General features: G+C 70.7%; 15 protein-coding genes. 9 read left to right on the forward strand and 6 right to left on the reverse strand.

The annotated features are described in order from the left end of the window. Positions 1-38: 38 nt before the first annotated feature. Entirely contained in the window at positions 39-353 is a 315-nt protein-coding gene (locus AB5J55_RS26100) for a CU044_2847 family protein (protein ID WP_369272964.1), read from the reverse strand. 335 nt (positions 354-688) lie between these two features. Between AB5J55_RS26100 and AB5J55_RS26105 the strand changes: the two genes are divergently transcribed. Genes AB5J55_RS26105 through AB5J55_RS26115 form a run of 3 tightly spaced genes read left to right on the forward strand, consistent with a single transcriptional unit; the run spans position 689 to position 3852 of the window. Next, positions 689-2527 (forward strand): hypothetical protein, encoded by a 1839-nt coding sequence (locus AB5J55_RS26105; protein WP_369272965.1) that lies wholly within the window; start codon positions 689-691, stop codon positions 2525-2527. Positions 2528-2574: 47 nt separating this feature from the next. After that, complete coding sequence (locus AB5J55_RS26110) at positions 2575-2958, forward strand: hypothetical protein (protein WP_369272966.1); 384 nt, start codon at positions 2575-2577, stop codon at positions 2956-2958. Between the two features lie 3 nt (positions 2959-2961). Next, positions 2962-3852: a hypothetical protein gene (locus AB5J55_RS26115; protein WP_369272967.1), complete on the forward strand. Its 891-nt coding sequence runs from the start codon at positions 2962-2964 to the stop codon at positions 3850-3852. Positions 3853-3869: 17 nt separating this feature from the next. Here the strand turns inward: AB5J55_RS26115 and AB5J55_RS26120 are convergent, their stop codons facing one another. After that, positions 3870-4760 (reverse strand): GNAT family N-acetyltransferase, encoded by an 891-nt coding sequence (locus AB5J55_RS26120; RefSeq protein ID WP_369272968.1) that lies wholly within the window; start codon positions 4758-4760, stop codon positions 3870-3872. Positions 4761-4898: 138 nt separating this feature from the next. Here AB5J55_RS26120 and AB5J55_RS26125 point away from each other — a divergent pair, with 138 nt between their 5' ends. Next, a complete protein-coding gene (locus AB5J55_RS26125; protein WP_369272969.1) occupies positions 4899-5321 on the forward strand; it encodes a hypothetical protein in 423 nt (140 codons plus the stop codon). A 39-nt stretch (positions 5322-5360) separates the two neighbouring features. Here the strand turns inward: AB5J55_RS26125 and AB5J55_RS26130 are convergent, their stop codons facing one another. Then, entirely contained in the window at positions 5361-6644 is a 1284-nt protein-coding gene (locus AB5J55_RS26130) for a DUF3533 domain-containing protein (protein WP_369272970.1), read from the reverse strand. Positions 6645-6994: 350 nt separating this feature from the next. On the opposite strand from AB5J55_RS26130, the gene AB5J55_RS26135 reads away from it, so the two are divergent. The 5 genes from AB5J55_RS26135 (at position 6995) to AB5J55_RS26155 (ending at position 14174) form a co-directional block, all read left to right on the forward strand. Beyond that, the gene (locus tag AB5J55_RS26135; RefSeq protein WP_369272971.1) at positions 6995-8521 is read left to right on the forward strand and encodes an aldehyde dehydrogenase family protein; all 1527 of its coding nucleotides are present in this window, start codon (positions 6995-6997) and stop codon (positions 8519-8521) included. Between the two features lie 62 nt (positions 8522-8583). Then, entirely contained in the window at positions 8584-10113 is a 1530-nt protein-coding gene (locus AB5J55_RS26140; RefSeq protein ID WP_369272972.1) for a GMC family oxidoreductase, read from the forward strand. Then, on the forward strand, positions 10113-11237 hold the full coding sequence (locus tag AB5J55_RS26145) for a glycine betaine/L-proline ABC transporter ATP-binding protein (RefSeq protein WP_369272973.1): 1125 nt from the start codon (positions 10113-10115) through the stop codon (positions 11235-11237). Before AB5J55_RS26140 ends, AB5J55_RS26145 begins: the two co-directional genes overlap by 1 nt. After that, a complete protein-coding gene (locus tag AB5J55_RS26150; protein ID WP_369272974.1) occupies positions 11237-13186 on the forward strand; it encodes an ABC transporter permease in 1950 nt (649 codons plus the stop codon). Before AB5J55_RS26145 ends, AB5J55_RS26150 begins: the two co-directional genes overlap by 1 nt. A 58-nt stretch (positions 13187-13244) precedes the next feature. After that, the gene (locus tag AB5J55_RS26155) at positions 13245-14174 is read left to right on the forward strand and encodes an ABC transporter substrate-binding protein (protein WP_369276296.1); all 930 of its coding nucleotides are present in this window, start codon (positions 13245-13247) and stop codon (positions 14172-14174) included. Positions 14175-14177: 3 nt separating this feature from the next. On the opposite strand, the gene AB5J55_RS26160 is transcribed toward AB5J55_RS26155, so the two are convergent. Genes AB5J55_RS26160 through AB5J55_RS26170 form a run of 3 tightly spaced genes read right to left on the reverse strand, consistent with a single transcriptional unit; the run spans position 14178 to position 15960 of the window. Continuing rightward, positions 14178-14915, reverse strand: coding sequence for an isocitrate lyase/phosphoenolpyruvate mutase family protein (locus AB5J55_RS26160; protein ID WP_369276297.1), 738 nt, complete (start codon positions 14913-14915; stop codon positions 14178-14180). A 20-nt stretch (positions 14916-14935) separates the two neighbouring features. Continuing rightward, a complete protein-coding gene (locus tag AB5J55_RS26165) occupies positions 14936-15376 on the reverse strand; it encodes a carboxymuconolactone decarboxylase family protein (protein WP_369276298.1) in 441 nt (146 codons plus the stop codon). Positions 15377-15405: 29 nt separating this feature from the next. Further along, on the reverse strand, positions 15406-15960 hold the full coding sequence (locus AB5J55_RS26170; protein WP_369272975.1) for a carboxymuconolactone decarboxylase family protein: 555 nt from the start codon (positions 15958-15960) through the stop codon (positions 15406-15408). Positions 15961-15986 lie beyond the last annotated feature (26 nt).

Genomic DNA, 15986 nt, shown 5'->3' on the forward strand with positions numbered 1-15986 from the left:
GTCCGGCGCCGTCCCGACCGGCCTGAACCAGTCCACCATCACTCCGCGCCGGGTGACGGCTTCCAACTGGCGGTGACGGTGAGGTGCGCCTGCCCGTTGCCACCGACGATCCCGAGCTTGAGGTCCTGGCCGACCTGGACGCCGAACGTCACGCTGAGCTCGCTCGGTGGATCCGGCACCGACGAGGCCACGTCGTGCACCTCCTGCAGCAGCGGCCCGAGCGGCCTGAGCGCCCCGCGCAAGGTCGCCGCGGCGAGGTTGGCGACGGCGGCCCGCCCTCCCGTGGCGACGGGGACGGCCCGTCCCATGCCCTCGGGCAGGTCGTCGTCCTGCGCGGGGGGTGGTCCGGTCACCGCTGCTGGAGTGAGGAGAAACCTCACGGCCGTTCCGTCGTCGAACTCTGATTCCAAGAAGGTGGACACCGCAACATTATGTCCTGAACTCCCGTGACAGGAGGCCAAGTTCGTCACTCACCGCGGACCGGGTCCCTGGGCGCAAGGCCGGTGCAGGCGCTGCGCAGGAAACGTGAGCGGAAGGGGGTGAGACCGCGACTTCGGGTGTCTCGCGTCACACGTGTGTCCTATGCTGGTCGATCCTGACGAGACCAACTCCTGTGCAGGATGGGGCAGTTGGTCGCGCCATGACAGGGCAACCTGCCATGACGGGTTCCTGAATCGGGGGACGATCCATGACCCAGCCGAAGCTCCCGCCCCAGCGGGAGCAAGTGCCGAGATCCGGGCCGCGCCGTCCGGTCGACCCGGCGCGGAGTGAGGCGTGCCGGCTGCTCTGCGCGGGGACGTATCTGCACGTCGGTTACCGGGACGCGGTGATCGACGAACTGTACGTGCACCGCGAGCGGTTCGCCGCGCCCTCCTACGGCTTCGACGCGGCCCGCGTCCTCGCCCACGCCCTGCGTTCCCGCCGCCAGGAAGTGGCGTGGTCGGCGGCGATGATCGCCCTGTGGGTGGTCGTGGCGGCGCTCACCAAGTTCCACATCTCCGTGGTGATCTGGCCGATTCTCCTGATCGCGCTGGGCCGCCGACTGGGCGGCAGCCGCGACATCGACGGGAAGTTCCCGCAGTTCGCCATGTTCCGGCGGCTCCTCGCCTTCGTACTGCGCTGGTACGGGCGTATCACCCTGGTCTTCGTGTACGTCACCCTGCTCCGGCTGCTCATCGCCGGTCCGGACGAGTACGCGTCCGACTCCTACGGCGATTCCGGTGGCCCCTTCCTCGACTCGTCGGACGGCGCCGACCTCGGCAACCCCTTCGACCTGCTGAACGCTGCCCTCGCGGAACCCAACCGCTTCACCGCCGCATGCCTGCTCGCGCTGCCGCTGCTGCTGGCCCTGCTCAGCGTGGGGCAGCGGGGCCAGTTCGCCCGCACGATCGCGGGCGAGCTGTCCAAGCAGCGTTTCCCGAACGTCACCGACGACCCGGCCGAGGCGGCATCCGCACCCCGGTTCGGCGAACTGAGCCGGCGTATCCGCCAGGAGCAGCACGCACCGCTCATCCTCTACGCGAAGGCCGACCCGTTCCGTGGCGCGGGACTGCCCTTCGAACCGTGGTCCCTCTCGATCGAACTGCGCCCCCGCACGAACGGCGACGGGGACTCCCCCCTCCACGCTCTCAGGAAGACCGACGCGACGCCCGCTGAGCCGCTCGACAACGCCACGGTCCTGGAGAAGATCAAGCCGCTGGTGGAGCAGTTGCGCGAGCCCTCGGCGCGCACCTCCCCGCAGGCCTCCGACGCCGTGCTGGACCGGCTGCGCGAACTCGTCGTGGACGAGTGCGTGTTCCTGCCCGCGGAAGGGCTGCCGGGGCGGATGGCCTTTCCGTACACCGAGGACACGTATCTGATGCACCGCGCCGACGCGGTGGAGGAAGGCGGCGAGCAGCGTCGGCACTTCCTGCGGGTGCGTGTCGGCGGGTGGGACGAGGAGATCGTCGTCACCGTCTTCGTCCGCGTCCACACCCAGGGCGGGATGCTGATGCTCGAAGTCGCCCCGCATGTACTGCCGCCGGTCAACGGACTGTTCGCGACCGCCGACAGGAAGGCGCACGAGCATCTGCACCGCGGCGGCTTCGGCCGTTACGTCTTCGCGTTGCTGCGCATCCCGGCCGCGACCGGCGACGCCCTGCGGGTCCTCGCCCGCGCCGTCGCCCAGACGTGGCGGCAGCTCACCGACGTCCACGCGGACACGCTGCCGGACGGGCCCGGTGCCTCCGTGCGGGAACTGGGCGCCGACGACCGGGCGACCCTCTTCCAGGAGATGGACATCGCCCGCTACCTCAAGTCCATCCAGGACCGGATCGCGAGCGGGGTGGGCGAGGCGCTGTGGAACGCGGGGTACGAGGTCGCCGAGTTCGAGCAGAAGGTCACCAACGTGTTCAACAACAGCGGGACCTTCGTCGGCGGCAACGTGCAGGGCAACGGGATCGCGATCGGCAAGGACAGCAAGGCCAACTCGCCGGCCGGCAAGCCGCCCCCGGCCGCGTCGGCCGGTGCCGGTGGCGCGTCGAAGTAGCGGGTCGAAACAGCGCGTCGAACAGCAGCAGACAACGGAGGGACCACATGAACCAGCCGCCAGCGGCCGAAGGACCCGGCTCCGGTACGTACGTCGGGGGATCCGTCACCGGCAACGGCATCGCGGTCGGTGCCGGTGCCAGTGCCGCGTACACCTCGATGTCGGCCCCGGCCGACGAGTCGCATCAGGCCTTGCTGAAGGCCGTCCGTGACCTCAGCGAGGACCTGAAGAGGTACCCCGCCACCTCCGAGACGCAGGAGCTCTCCGCCAGTCTGGAGGAGACCGAGCGGCAGGTGACCGCCACCGGTCGCGCCCAGCCCGGCGTCCTGGACCGGCTCCGCACCGCACTGGAGGCGGCGAGCGGCGTCCTCGGCGCGATCACGTCCGCCACCGCCCTCGGCACGGCCGTGGCCGGCCTCATCGGGGGCTGAGCGATGCGCGGCGGGGGCGCCGGCGAGGTCCGGTGGAACAAGGACACACAGTCGTGGGAGCGGGTGGGCGCGCGCGGTCACTCGGCTCCGCCTCCGCCGCCCGACAGGCCACCGACGGCCGGGGGGCCGGGGGAGTGGCCCGCCGGGGAACCGGTGGGCGGGGCGTCGGCGCCCGCCCCGGGCTCCGACTGGCCGCAGGCGCCGGTCGCACCGCCCGGGGCCCCGCGTGGCCGCCGGAACAGGGTCATCGCCGGCGCGGTCGGCGCGGCGGTCGCGGTCACCTCACTGGCGACCTGGCTGGCGGTCGACCAGGCAGGGGACGACGACAAGGCGGGCGGCGCCTCGTCGAGCACGGCGACGTCCGACGGACAGGCCGAATCGCCCTCGGACACCTGGTCCGACCCGGCTCCCACCTCCGAGGACCCGTTCACCGCAGCCTCCGAGTCGCCCGAGGTACCCGACGGGTTCCGGGCGGTCGAGGACCCCTCGGGCTTCTCCGCCGTCGTCCCCGAGGACTGGACCCGCAGCGAGCAGAAGGGCGGAGCCGTCGTCTTCTACACCTCACCCGACGAGCTCGGCCTGCTGCAGATCTTCGAGGTGGTCGAGCCGGGCTACACCCCCGACGACGCCCTCGACGTCGCCGTCGACAGCCTCTCCGGGCAGCCCGGCTTCACCCAGATCAGCCGGGGAGCCGTTCCGGACGAGACGTATGCGAGCGAGCTCGTCTACGAGTACGACAGCGAAGAACTCGGCGAGCGGGTCAAGGCCGTCGACCGGGTCTTCCAGACCGACGACGGACGCCTGTACGCGATGGTCGTGCGGGGCACGACGCAGGACTGGTCCGCGACGCAGGAGACGCTGGAGAAGGTCAGGGCGGCGTTCACTCCGAGCTGAGGCGCCGTCAGCCGCGGTCAGGGGGAGGGCAGCCGCTTCTCGAACCAGTGGCTGGCATAGACGTTGTCGTCATACGCCGGGATGTCCGTGTATCCGCAGGCCCGGTACATCGCCTGCGCCTCGGTGAGCGCGGCGTGCGTGTCCAGGCGTACGGCGGTCAGGTGCCGTGCGGCGGCCTCCTGTTCCAGGGCGCCGAGCAGACGGCGGGCGAGGCCCAGACGGCGGGCGTCGGGGTGCACCCAGACATGGCGGATCTCGCCGACGCCGGGTTCGAGGCGCCGTAGCGCTCCACAGCCCACGGGGCGGCGCTCCTCGTAGGCGACGAAGAACGCGCCGGCCTCGCCGGACACCTCCTCGGGCCGTACGAGGTCGTCCTTGTCGAACCCCTCGGGGAACCGCTCGTCGAGGTCGGCCGCGTAGGCGTCCAGACAGGCCCGGGCGTCCGGTGCGGCGCCGTCGACGAGGTCGACGGTGATGCCCGCGAGGCGCAGCAGCCGCTGGGTGGTGGCCATCGCCCCGGTCAGTTCGGTGCGCTGCGGTGCGCTCAGGCCTGCCAGCAGCCCGGCCGCGGCCACGCCCGCCCGCCGGTCCTGCTCCGCCACCTCCACCCGGCCGGCCGGGGTCAGCTCGATCATGCGTGACCGGTTGTCCCGCGGGTGCGCGCTCAGCCTGACCATGCCCTGGGCTTCCAGCGCCTTGGCCATCCGGCTGAGATACCCGGCGTCCAGACCGAGCCGGCTCCTGAGCTCCCGCAGGGACGCGCCGTCCCCGATCTCGAACAGCAGCCGGGCCTCGCCGAGCGGGCGGTCCTGGCCGAGGTAGTGGTCGTCCAGTACGCCGATGCGGCGCGTGAAGTAACGGTTGAAGCGGCGGAAGGCCGTCACATGGTCCGTCGACACTGGCTCCATATTTATTTGACTTTAGTCAAAGACCTCCCCGGCGTCCATACCTCGGCCGGGCCGCGAACCTGCCGCTGCGCAGCGCCGGGCCGAGGTGCATCCTGAGAAGTGGTCCTTCAGCGGTCTTCTCGAACGAAGGAGCAGGTCATGCCATCCCTGCATTTCCACGTGAACTCCTCGATGAGCCCATCCGAGGTCATGGGGGTACTGACCAACTTCAGCCCCACCCGCGTCGAGGAGTGGCCCTCCATCGACGCCGAGCACTTCCAGGTCCACGAGCGCGGAGACACCTGGGCCGAGGTCACCGAGGGGAACGAGAAGTCGTGGGAGCGCGCACGCTACGAATGGGACCCGTCAACGAACCACGTCACCGTCACCACGCGCGACTCGGTGCCCTTCGGCTCGGGCGGATGGGAGTTCCAGATGACTCCCACGGATGAGGGCACGCGCATCGACGTCGATCTCGAACGGCATCCCACCTCGTTCAAGGCGAAGATGATGTCTCCGATCATTCCCTTCGCCGGGCCGGTGTTCCGCAAGTCCTTCAAGGAGCCCCTGCACACCATGTAGCCACCTCGCCAAGGGCAGAAGCTGCGGCACCCGCGCCGCTCACGGTTCCTGGAGGACCAGGCGGTGCAGCCCCTTGCGGTCGTAGTAGCGGGTCATGGCGAAGCCGAAGAGCAGAGCGACGACGAGGCCGATGGCGATCATGGTCCAACCGCGGGTCAGGCCGGCCTCGGCGCGGGCGTCGAAGTAGAGGATGGCGCGCACGCCGTCGGTCACCTGGCGGAACGGTTCGAACAGGGCGAGGAAGCGGTAGAAGTCGGGGACCGCCTGGAGGGGGATCGTCGCGCCCGAGGACGGCAGGGCCAGGGCGATGAACACGAACATGGACACCACCTGGCCGATTCCGCCGAAGGCCGCGTTGATGGCCTGCACGCCGAGGCCCACGGCCAGGCTGGCGCAGTACGAGAAGACCCACAGCAACGGCAGATGCGACGCGTCCATGCCCAGGATCGCGACCGTGGCGAGCATCGTCAGGCTGGTGGTGATCACAGCGATGCCGGCAGCCATGATCATTTTCAGCAGCAGCGTCTGCGTACGGCTGATCGGGACCGTCGGGCGTCGCGAGTGCCAGGGCCCGATCTCGTTGTCGGTGTAGCCCAGGCCGGCGTCGACACCGTTGTTGATGATGTTCCCGCCCACGAACGCGGTGAGCACCAGGAGCAGCGTGTAGTAGAAGGCGGTCAGTCCCAGGCCGCTGTGGCGGCCGATCGGGTGGCCCACCCGGGTGGTGACGGTGACCGGGTCGGCCAGGAGAGCGCGCAGCGTCGCGTCGGCGCCGCCAGCCCTTGCCCGGTCGGTCAGCTGACGACCGATCGTCAGGGAGCTCTGGTGAGCGGCGCGTTGGGAGATCTGGTTGGCCAGGGACGAACCGAGGCTTCCCAGACCGGGGTTGGTGAGGATGGTGAGGGTGGGGCGCGCCGTGGCGCGGGAGGTCGTCAGAGCCGCCACCGACGAGGTGAAGTCGGCCGGGATGACGAGGGCGCCGTAGATCTTGCCCGCCGCCAACTGCTCCTGCATCTGGGCCTGGTTCAGTCTGCGCCACTGCACCGCCTTCGCCGGAGTCGCCGCGATGACCTCCCGGCTCAACTGCGCCCCCACCGGCTGCCGCTGTCCCGGCAGAGGTGGGCCCTCGTCCGAATCGACCAAGGCGATCGGCAGATCACGCAGGCTGTCGTTCGGATTGACGATGCCGCCCATGTAGAGCAGCGACAGGAACAGCGCCACCAGCGCGGACAGGACGGTCGGTACAAGCCAGAGCTTTCCGTGCCGCGCGACGACGACTGCGCGTGCCTGCGCCGGCTGCTGCCCGGACCCCGCTGATGTCATGGCACTCCGTCCGGCTCCGATCCCACGTCGCGCCGGCCTCGCCGTGATGTCGACGGTCGGACCGCGGCCGCGCGCCAGGGTCGCAGCTCATCCCGGGAACGGCGCCGGCACCGGGGCGCTGCCGGCGACGATAGCTCCGCCGCTGCGGCCTTCCGCCACGACACGCTGCGTCGGAAAGGGGGAGGAGTCGGCCACCTTTTGTCGTATTTGTTCGCATCTTCCGTGACGCAGCGCACTTTCGACCGCGGATCGCGCATGCATTCGGAGGTCGGGGGCAGGCGCACTCGGTCCCGTGAGTGACACGTGTGTGACACAGGGGCTCTGAACAGGAACGGAAGGCAACACCGATCATGGCGGACAGTACGGAACTCCAGGCGCGCGGCACCCTCCACGTGGGAGGAGAGTGGCGGGCGGCTGTCTCCGGCGCGACGCGCGAGATCCTCGACCCCGCGGACGCCACGCCGTTCGCCGTGGTCGCCGAGGGCGACGAGAAGGACACCGATCTGGCGGTGGCGGCAGCCCACCGCGCCTTCGACGGCGGTCAGGGGGAGTGGCCGCGCACGCCCGTCGCCGAGCGCTCCGCCCTGCTGCGCCGCGTCGCCGACCTGCTGACGCGCGACCGCGAGAAGCTCGGCCTGCTGGAGAGCCGCGACGCCGGCAAGACCGTCGAGGAGGGCCGGGTCGACATCGACTGCGTCGCCGACGCCTTCCGCTACTTCGCCGACCTCGTCGCCGCCGAGGCCCCGGGCCGGGTCGTCGACGCGGGCTCGCCCGACCTGCACAGCGTCGTCGTCCATGAGCCGGTCGGTGTCTGTGCGCTGATCACCCCCTGGAACTACCCTCTCCTCCAGGCTAGTTGGAAGATCGCCCCGGCCCTCGCCGCCGGGAACACCTTCGTCGTCAAGCCCAGCGAGATCACCCCGCTGACGACCATCGCCCTGATCGAGCTGCTCGTCGAGGCGGGCCTGCCGGCCGGGGTCGCCAACATCGTGACCGGACCCGGCCACTCCGTCGGCGCCCGGCTCGCCGAGCACCCCGACGTCGACCTCGTCTCCTTCACCGGTGGCCTGGTCAGCGGCACGAAGGTGGCCCAGGCCGCGGCGCCCTCCGTCAAGAAGGTCGCCCTCGAACTCGGCGGCAAGAACCCCAACGTCGTCTTCGCCGACGCCTGCGCCACCGACGAGGCCTTCGACACCGCCGTCGACCAGGCCCTCAACGCCGCCTTCATCCACAGCGGCCAGGTCTGCTCGGCCGGCGGCCGCCTCATCATCGAGGAGTCCGTCAGGGACCGCTTCGTCGCCGAACTCGCCCGCAGGGCAGGCCGGATCCGGCTCGGCCGCGGCACCGCCGACGGCGTCGAGTGCGGACCGCTCGTCTCCGAGCAGCAGCGCGCCAAGGTCGAGGCGTACGTCGACTCCGCACTCAAGGAGGGCGCGGTGCTGCGCTCCGGCGGCAGGCGGCCCGAACCGTCCCCGGAGCGCCCGGCGAACGGCTACTTCTACGAGCCGACCGTCCTCGACCACTGCCACCGCGAGATGCGCGTAGTGCGCGAGGAGGTCTTCGGCCCGGTCCTCACCGTCGAGACCTTCCGCACGGAGGACGAGGCGATCGCCCTCGCCAACGACACCGAGTACGGCCTCGCCGGCGCCGTCTGGACCGCCGACGCGGGCCGCGCCCGTCGGGTCGCCGGCCGGCTGCGGCACGGCACCGTCTGGATCAACGACTTCCACCCCTACCTCCCGCAGGCGGAGTGGGGCGGCTTCGGCAAGAGCGGTGTGGGCCGCGAACTCGGCCCCGCCGGACTCGCCGAGTACCGCGAGAGCAAGCACGTCTACCAGAACCTCGCGCCGAAGCCGGTCCGCTGGTTCGCCGGCTGACCGGTCCGGTCCCGTCCCCTCAACCCCGTAAGACCTCGCACGCCCCTGGAGCCACCCCCACCATGTCCCAGAGCACCCATGTCTACGACTACGTCGTGATCGGCGGCGGCACGGCCGGCTCGGTCATCGCCTCCCGCCTCACCGAGAACCCCGACGTCACGGTCGCCGTGATCGAGGGCGGACCCAGCGACGTCGGCCGCGACGACGTCCTCACGCTGCGCCGCTGGATGGGCCTGCTCGGCGGCGAGCTGGACTACGACTACCCGACCACCGAGCAGCCACGCGGCAACTCGCACATCCGGCACAGCCGGGCCCGCGTCCTCGGCGGGTGTTCGAGCCACAACACCCTCATAGCCTTCAAGCCGCTGCCGTCCGACTGGGACGAGTGGGAGGAGGCCGGCGCCACGGGCTGGGGCGCGGTGCCGATGGAGGCGTACTACGCCCGGCTGAAGAACAACGTCGTCCCGGTCGACGAGAAGGACCGCAACGCCATCGCCCGCGACTTCGTCGACGCCGCCCAGGGCGCACTCGGCGTCCCACGCGTCGAGGGCTTCAACAAGCAGCCCTTCACCGAGGGCGTCGGCTTCTTCGACCTCGCCTACCACCCCGAGAACAACAAGCGTTCGTCGGCGTCGGTGGCGTATCTGCACCCGGTGATGGACGAGCGCGAGAACCTGACGATCCTGCTGGAGACCTGGGCGTACAAGCTGGAGCTCGACGGCACCCGCGCCGAGGGCGTCCACGTGCGCACCAAGGACGGCGAGGAACTCCTCGTCCGCGCCCGGCGCGAGGTCGTCCTGTGCGCCGGCGCCGTCGACTCGCCGCGGCTGCTGATGCATTCCGGCATCGGTCCCAAGGAGGACCTCACCGAGCTGGGCATCCCGGTGGTCCACGACCTGCCGGGCGTCGGCGAGAACCTGCTCGACCACCCCGAGTCGGTGATCGTCTGGGAGACCGAGGGCCCGATCCCGGACAACTCCGCGATGGACTCCGACGCGGGCCTGTTCGTCCGCCGCGACCCCGAACACCAGGGTCCGGACCTGATGTTCCACTTCTACCAGATCCCGTTCACGGACAACCCGGAGCGACTGGGCTACAAGCGGCCGGAGTTCGGGGTGTCCATGACGCCGAACATCCCCAAGCCGAAGAGCCGCGGCCGGCTCTACCTCACCAGCGCCGACCCGGCCGTGAAGCCCGCGCTCGACTTCCGCTACTTCACCGACGAGGACGACTACGACGGCCGCACCCTCGTCGACGGCATCCGCATCGCCCGCGAGATCGCCAAGACCGAACCGCTGGCGAACTGGCTCAAGCGCGAGGTGTGCCCCGGCCCGGACGTCACGGGCGACGAGGAGCTGAGCGAGTACGCCCGCAAGGTCGCGCACACCGTGTACCACCCGGCCGGTACCTGCCGTATGGGCGCCGCCGACGACGAACTGGCCGTGGTGGACCCGCAGTTGCGGATCCGCGGCCTGGACGGAATTCGTATCGCCGACGCCTCCGTCTTCCCGACCATGACCGCCGTGAACCCGATGATCGGAGTGCTCATGGTCGGGGAGAAGGCCGTCGACCTGATGGGAAGTGAGGCGTGATGAGTACTGCGACGCCCGAGAACGTGACGAGTACGACGACTGCTACGACTGCGGCGACGGCCGAGGACACGCCGGTCTTCTCCGTCGAGGGCCTGTGGAAGGTCTTCGGCTCGAAGGCGCACCGCGTCCCCGCCGACCCGGAGCTGGCCTCGCTCGCGCCCGCCGAGCTGCGCGAGCGAACCGGCTGCACGGCGGCGGTGCGGGACGTGTCCTTCGACGTGCGCAAGGGCGAGGTCTTCGTCGTCATGGGCCTGTCCGGCTCCGGCAAGTCCACGCTGGTGCGCTGTCTGACCCGGCTCATCGAGCCGACGGCGGGCTCCATAGCCATCGACGGCGAGGACGTCCGCGCCATGGACAAGACCCGGCTGCGCGAACTGCGCCGCCACCGCGCCGCGATGGTCTTCCAGCACTTCGGCCTGCTGCCGCACCGCACGGTCCTGGACAACGTGGCGTACGGCCTGGAGATCCAGGGCGTCGGCAAGGCGGAGCGCCGTGAGCGGGCCGCCGAGGTGGTGGCCAAGGTCGGCCTGGAGGGCATGGAGCACCGCAGGCCGGGCCAGCTGTCCGGGGGGCAGCGTCAGCGCGTGGGCCTGGCGCGGGCGCTGGCGGTGGACCCGGAGGTGCTGCTCTTCGACGAGCCGTTCAGTGCGCTGGACCCGCTGATCCGTCGGGACATGCAGGAGGAGGTCGTGCGCCTGCACCGCGAGGAGGGCCGCACGATGGTCTTCATCACCCATGACCTCAGCGAGGCCCTGAAGCTCGGCGACCGCATCGCCCTGATGCGCGACGGGAGCGTCGTCCAGCTGGGCACGCCGGAGGAGATCGTGGGCTCCCCGGCCGACGACTACGTCCGCGAGTTCGTCCGGGACGTCCCGCGCGAGCAGGTCATGACCGTACGTTCGGCCATGCGGGCCGCGTCGGCGGACGAGACCGGAAACGGCCCGGCGATCGCGCCGGACGCGACGGTGTCCGAGGCGATCGAGGCCGTGGCGCGCACCGGTTCCCCGGCCCGCGTCATGGAAGGCGGACGATGCCTGGGCGTCGTCGACCACGAGCGGCTTCTCGGTGTCGTGGCGGGGACGCAGCAGGGTGCGGGCGTGGAGAAGAGTAAGGAGGTGGCTTGATGGCCGCCGTCACAGCCGCCGCCCCCAGGGCCACCGCGCCCGGCTTCCTCAAACGCCCGGTCGTCCGCAAGCTCCTGCTGCTGGCGCTCGTCGCCGCGATCCTCGTCCCGCTGGCGAACGCCCGCTGGGCGAGCGGCACCTGGCCCTCCGCGCTCACCGTCGACTTCTCCGAGCCGCTCACCAGGACCAGCGACTGGATCATCGACAACCGGGACAGCCACCCGCTGTTCCTCTACTTCTTCGGCCACATCAGCAACGCGGTCGTGATCTGCGTACGCGCCGTGTACCTGGTGCTGCTCGCCGCCGGCTGGGCCGGCGTCACGGCCGCCGCGTCCCTGATCGCCTGGCGCGTCGCGGGCCTGCGGCTCGCCACCGGCACGGCTGCCGCGTTCCTGGCCTGCGGGTTCCTCGGCATGTGGATCCCGACCATGCAGACCCTCGCGCTGATGATCGTGGCGGTCCTCGCCTCGGTCGTCGTGGGCATGCTGCTGGGTCTCGCCGCCGGGCTGTCCGACCGTATGGACCGGGTCCTGCGTCCCGTCCTGGACACCATGCAGGTGCTCCCGGCCTTCGCCTACCTGCTCCCCGTCGTCCTGGTCTTCGGCATCGGTGTGCCCGCGGCCGTCCTGGCCACCGTCGTCTACGCCGCCCCGCCGATGGCCCGCCTCACCGCCCTCGGCCTGCGCGGCGCCGACAAGGAGGTGCTGGAAGCCGTCGAGTCGCTGGGCGCCACCGCACGGCAGCGCCTGCTGACCGCCCGCATCCCGCTGGCCCGCAAGGAACTCCTGCTCGGTCTCAACCAGACGATCATGATGGCGCTGTCGATGGCGGTCATCGCCTCCGTCATCGGCGCCGGCGGCCTCGGTGACCGCGTCTACCAGGCGCTGGCCTCGGTCGACGTCGGCGCGGCGCTCGCGGCCGGCATCCCGATCGTGCTCCTCGCCGTCGTACTGGACCGGGTGACCTGCGCGGCCGGGGAGAGCCTCGGTGACGAGCCCCAGCCGAACGGCCGGGCGCGCTGGCTGTACGCCCTGGTCGCCGCCGTCGCCGTAGCCGTCGCCGGACGTCTCCTGGGCCGCCTCGACTGGCCCGACGCCTGGACCCTGAACATCGCCGAGCCGGTCAACCGCGCCGTCGACTGGATGACCGCCCACCTCTACTCCGGCGTCCCCGTGATCGGCGGCACCGCCGACTGGGCGGCCCACTTCACCACCTGGGTCCTCGACCCCGTTCGCGACGGCCTGCAGTGGCTGCCCTGGTGGTCGGTCCTGCTGATCGTCGCCACCCTCGCCTGGCTGATCGGCACCTGGCGCACCGCGCTGACCGCCGTGCTCGCCATGGCCGCGATCGGCGTACTGGGCGTGTGGGGGCCGTCGCTCGACACCCTCTCCCAGGTCCTCGCGGCCGTCGCCGTCACGCTGGTCCTGGGCTTCGCGACCGGCATCGCGGCGGCCCGCAGTGACCGCTTCGAACGCCTGCTGCGGCCTGTCCTGGACGTCTTCCAGACGATGCCGCAGTTCGTGTACCTGATCCCGGTGGTCGCGCTGTTCGGCGTCGGCCGCGCACCCGCGGTCGCCGCAGCCGTCGTCTACGCCCTGCCCGCCGTGGTCCGCATCACCACCCAGGGCCTGCGCCAGGTCGACCCGGCCGCCCTGGAGTCGTCCCGCTCACTCGGCGCGACCCCGGCCCAGCAGCTGCGGCAGGTCCAGCTCCCGCTCGCCCGCCCGGCGTTGCTGCTCGCCGTCAACCAGGGCGTGGTCCTGGTCCTCGCCGTCGTCATCATCGGCGGTCTGGTCGGCGGTGGCGCGCTCGGCTACGACGTCGTCTTCGGCCTCGCACAGGGCGACCTCGCGACCGGTCTGGTGGCCGGCGCGGCGATCGTCTGCCTGGGCCTGATGCTGGACCGCGTGACCCAGCCGACTGGACGCCGCGCGAAGAAGGGAGCGTGACATGCGACTTCGTACGCGTAGTACCCGTGCGTTTCGTACGACTGCCGTGGTGGCCGGCATGTCCTCGCTGGCCCTGCTGACCCTGACCGGCTGCGGCGCCGCCGACATGACCAAGCAGGCCTCGCCGTTCGCCAACGCGCAGGGCGCCAGGACCGTGACGCTGTCCGTCCAGTCCTGGGTCGGCGCGCAGGCCAACGTGGCCGTCGTGCAGTACCTGCTGGAGAAGAAGCTCGACTATCGCGTCGACACCGTCCAGATCGACGAGGTGCCCGCCTGGGACGCCCTCAGCCAGGGCCGGGTCGACGCGCTCCTGGAGGACTGGGGCCACCCGGAGGAGGAGCAGCGGTACGTCAAGGACAAGAAGACGATCGTGCCCGGCGGCGACCTCGGGGTCACGGGGCACATCGGCTGGTACGTCCCGACGTACTTCGCCAAGCAGCACCCGGACGTCACCGACTGGAAGAACCTCAACAAGTACGCCGAGCAGATGCGCACCGCCGAGAGCGGCGGCAAGGGCCAGCTGATGGACGGCTCGCCCTCCTACGTCACCAACGACAAGGCGCTGGTGAAGAATCTCGACCTGGACTACCAGGTCGTGTTCGCCGGTTCGGAGGCCGCGCAGATCACGCAGATCAACCAGTTCGCCAAGGAGAAGAAGCCCTTCCTGACGTACTGGTACTCGCCGCAGTGGCTGTTCAAGAAGGTCCCGATGACCGAGGTGAAGCTGCCGGCGTACAAGGAGGGCTGCGACGCGGACCCGGAGAAGGTCGCCTGCGCCTATCCGCACACCCCGCTGCAGAAGTACCTCAACGCCGACTTCTCCAAGAACGGCGGCGAGGCGGCGGCCCTGCTGAAGAAGTTCAAGTGGACGACCGAGGACCAGAACGAGGTCTCCCTGATGATCGCCGACCAGAAGCTGTCGCCCGAGGAGGCGGCGAAGAAGTGGGTGGACAGCCACGAGTCCACATGGAAGGCGTGGCTGTCCTGACGTTCACGTGGTGAGGTCGGCGGCGATGCCGCGCAGCGCCTGAGTGGCGGTGCGGTGGAGTCCCGGCCCGAACGTGATGCGGGTGGCCCCGAGTTCGCCGAGTTCGGCGGGCGAGGGGCCGCCGGTCACGGTGCCGTGCACGTTGATCGGCCCCTGGATGCCGGACCGCAGCAGTGGCAGTACGTTCACGGGGGCGCCGATCGGATAGACGCAGTCGGCGCCGGCGGCGACGTACCGGGCGGCGCGCTCGATGGCCTGTTCGGCGGCCTGCTTGGGGTCGGCGTCCTGGCCCGCCCGGATGAACGTGTCGATCCTGGCGTTGACGAAGAGCCGGTCGGCGGCGGCGTGCCGCACCTCGGCGAGCCACTCGGCGTGCCGGCGCGGATCCTTCAGGACCCCGCCCTCGGAGTCCTCCAAGTTGCACCCCACGGCCCCGGTCTCCAGCAGCCTTTCCACCAGCTCCTTCGGCGCGATCCCGTACCCGCCCTCGATGTCCGCCGACACCGGCACGCCGACCGCCCGCACGATCCGCGCGACCGCCGCGAACATCTCGTCGGCCGGGGTCCGCCCGTCCTCGTGACCGAGGGAGGCGGCGATCCCCGCACTCGGCGTGGCGAGCGCTGGGAAACCCGCCTCGACGAAGACGCGGGCGCTGGCGGCGTCCCAGGGACCGGGCAGGACCAGCGGGTCGCCGGGGGAGCGGCGCCGGTGCAGTGCGCGTAAGGCGTCGACCTTGCTCACGGTTTCCGTCCGTCGTTCGGTCACGTCGGGTATCCCCCTGGTGGAATGCGGCGGGCGACCATCACCCGGTTCCAGTTGTTGATGGCGACGACCAGCCCGATGAGATGGGCGAGTTCGGAGTCGTCGAAGTGCGCGGCGGCCCGCTCGTACACATCGTCGGGCACGAAGCCGTCCGTGAGGACCGTGACCGCCTCGGTCAGCGCGAGCGCGGCCCGCTCCCGCTCGTCGTAGACGTCCTCGGCCTCCTCCCAGGCGGCCAGCAGATCGAGCTGCCGCTCGCTCACGCCGCACTTGCGGGCGATCGTGAGATGCATGTCCAGGCAGAAGGCGCAGTGGTTGAGCTGCGAGGCCCGGATCACGACGAGCTCGGCGAGCGCGGGGTCGCCGAGCCCTTTCTTCGCGGTGGCGCTGAGGGAGGACATGGCCTGCCCGACCGCTGGGTCGAGAAACCGGGTCCGGATCGTTCGGGCCGTTCGGGCCGTTCGGGCCGTCACTTGTGCCCGCCCGCGTGCTGTGCGGGATGGTGGTGGCCGGGCGCCATGCGGAAGGTCACGCCGAACCGGTTCCAGGCGTTGATCACTGCGATCGCCGAGATCAACTGAGCCAGCTCGGCCGCCTCGAAGTGCTTGGCGGCCCGCTCGTACACCTCGTCCGGCACGAAGCCGTCCGTCAGGACCGTCACCGCCTCGGTCAGCTCCAGGGCGGCGACCTCCTTCTCGGTGTAGAAGTGCCGCGACTCGTCCCAGGCACTGAGCTGGATGATCCGCTCGACGCTCTCACCCGCCGCGAGCGCGTCCTTGCTGTGCATGTCGACGCAGAACGCGCAGTGGTTGATCTGCGACGCACGGATCTTCACCAGCTCGTACAGCCTGTGGTCGAGGCCCTGCTTGGCGGCGGTGTCGAGCCGGATCATCGCCTTGTAGACGTCGGGGGCGAGCAGGGCCCACTGCAGGCGGGCGGGGCGTTCGGGGGCGTACTCGATCGTCGAGGCTGAGGTCGAGGTGCTGGTAGCGGTCGAGGTCGTGGTCGTGTCTGTCGTCGTCATGATCTCGACCCTAGGAGCGAAGCAGC

This window comes from Streptomyces sp. R11 (assembly GCF_041051905.1).
In the GTDB taxonomy this organism is placed as follows: Bacteria; Actinomycetota; Actinomycetes; order Streptomycetales; family Streptomycetaceae; genus Streptomyces.

What these genes read in the sequence shown, in the direction of transcription:
- AB5J55_RS26130 (WP_369272970.1), bottom strand. Translation starts at nt 6,644, where the DNA reads ATGACATCAGCGGGGTCCGGGCAGCAGCCGGCGCAGGCACGCGCAGTC.
- AB5J55_RS26170 (WP_369272975.1), bottom strand. Translation starts at nt 15,960, where the DNA reads ATGACGACGACAGACACGACCACGACCTCGACCGCTACCAGCACCTCG.
- AB5J55_RS26115 (WP_369272967.1), top strand. Translation starts at nt 2,962, where the DNA reads ATGCGCGGCGGGGGCGCCGGCGAGGTCCGGTGGAACAAGGACACACAG.
- AB5J55_RS26110 (WP_369272966.1), top strand. Translation starts at nt 2,575, where the DNA reads ATGAACCAGCCGCCAGCGGCCGAAGGACCCGGCTCCGGTACGTACGTC.
- AB5J55_RS26145 (WP_369272973.1), top strand. Translation starts at nt 10,113, where the DNA reads ATGAGTACTGCGACGCCCGAGAACGTGACGAGTACGACGACTGCTACG.
- AB5J55_RS26140 (WP_369272972.1), top strand. Translation starts at nt 8,584, where the DNA reads ATGTCCCAGAGCACCCATGTCTACGACTACGTCGTGATCGGCGGCGGC.
- AB5J55_RS26105 (WP_369272965.1), top strand. Translation starts at nt 689, where the DNA reads ATGACCCAGCCGAAGCTCCCGCCCCAGCGGGAGCAAGTGCCGAGATCC.
- AB5J55_RS26135 (WP_369272971.1), top strand. Translation starts at nt 6,995, where the DNA reads ATGGCGGACAGTACGGAACTCCAGGCGCGCGGCACCCTCCACGTGGGA.
- AB5J55_RS26125 (WP_369272969.1), top strand. Translation starts at nt 4,899, where the DNA reads ATGCCATCCCTGCATTTCCACGTGAACTCCTCGATGAGCCCATCCGAG.
- AB5J55_RS26120 (WP_369272968.1), bottom strand. Translation starts at nt 4,760, where the DNA reads ATGGAGCCAGTGTCGACGGACCATGTGACGGCCTTCCGCCGCTTCAAC.
- AB5J55_RS26155 (WP_369276296.1), top strand. Translation starts at nt 13,245, where the DNA reads ATGTCCTCGCTGGCCCTGCTGACCCTGACCGGCTGCGGCGCCGCCGAC.
- AB5J55_RS26150 (WP_369272974.1), top strand. Translation starts at nt 11,237, where the DNA reads ATGGCCGCCGTCACAGCCGCCGCCCCCAGGGCCACCGCGCCCGGCTTC.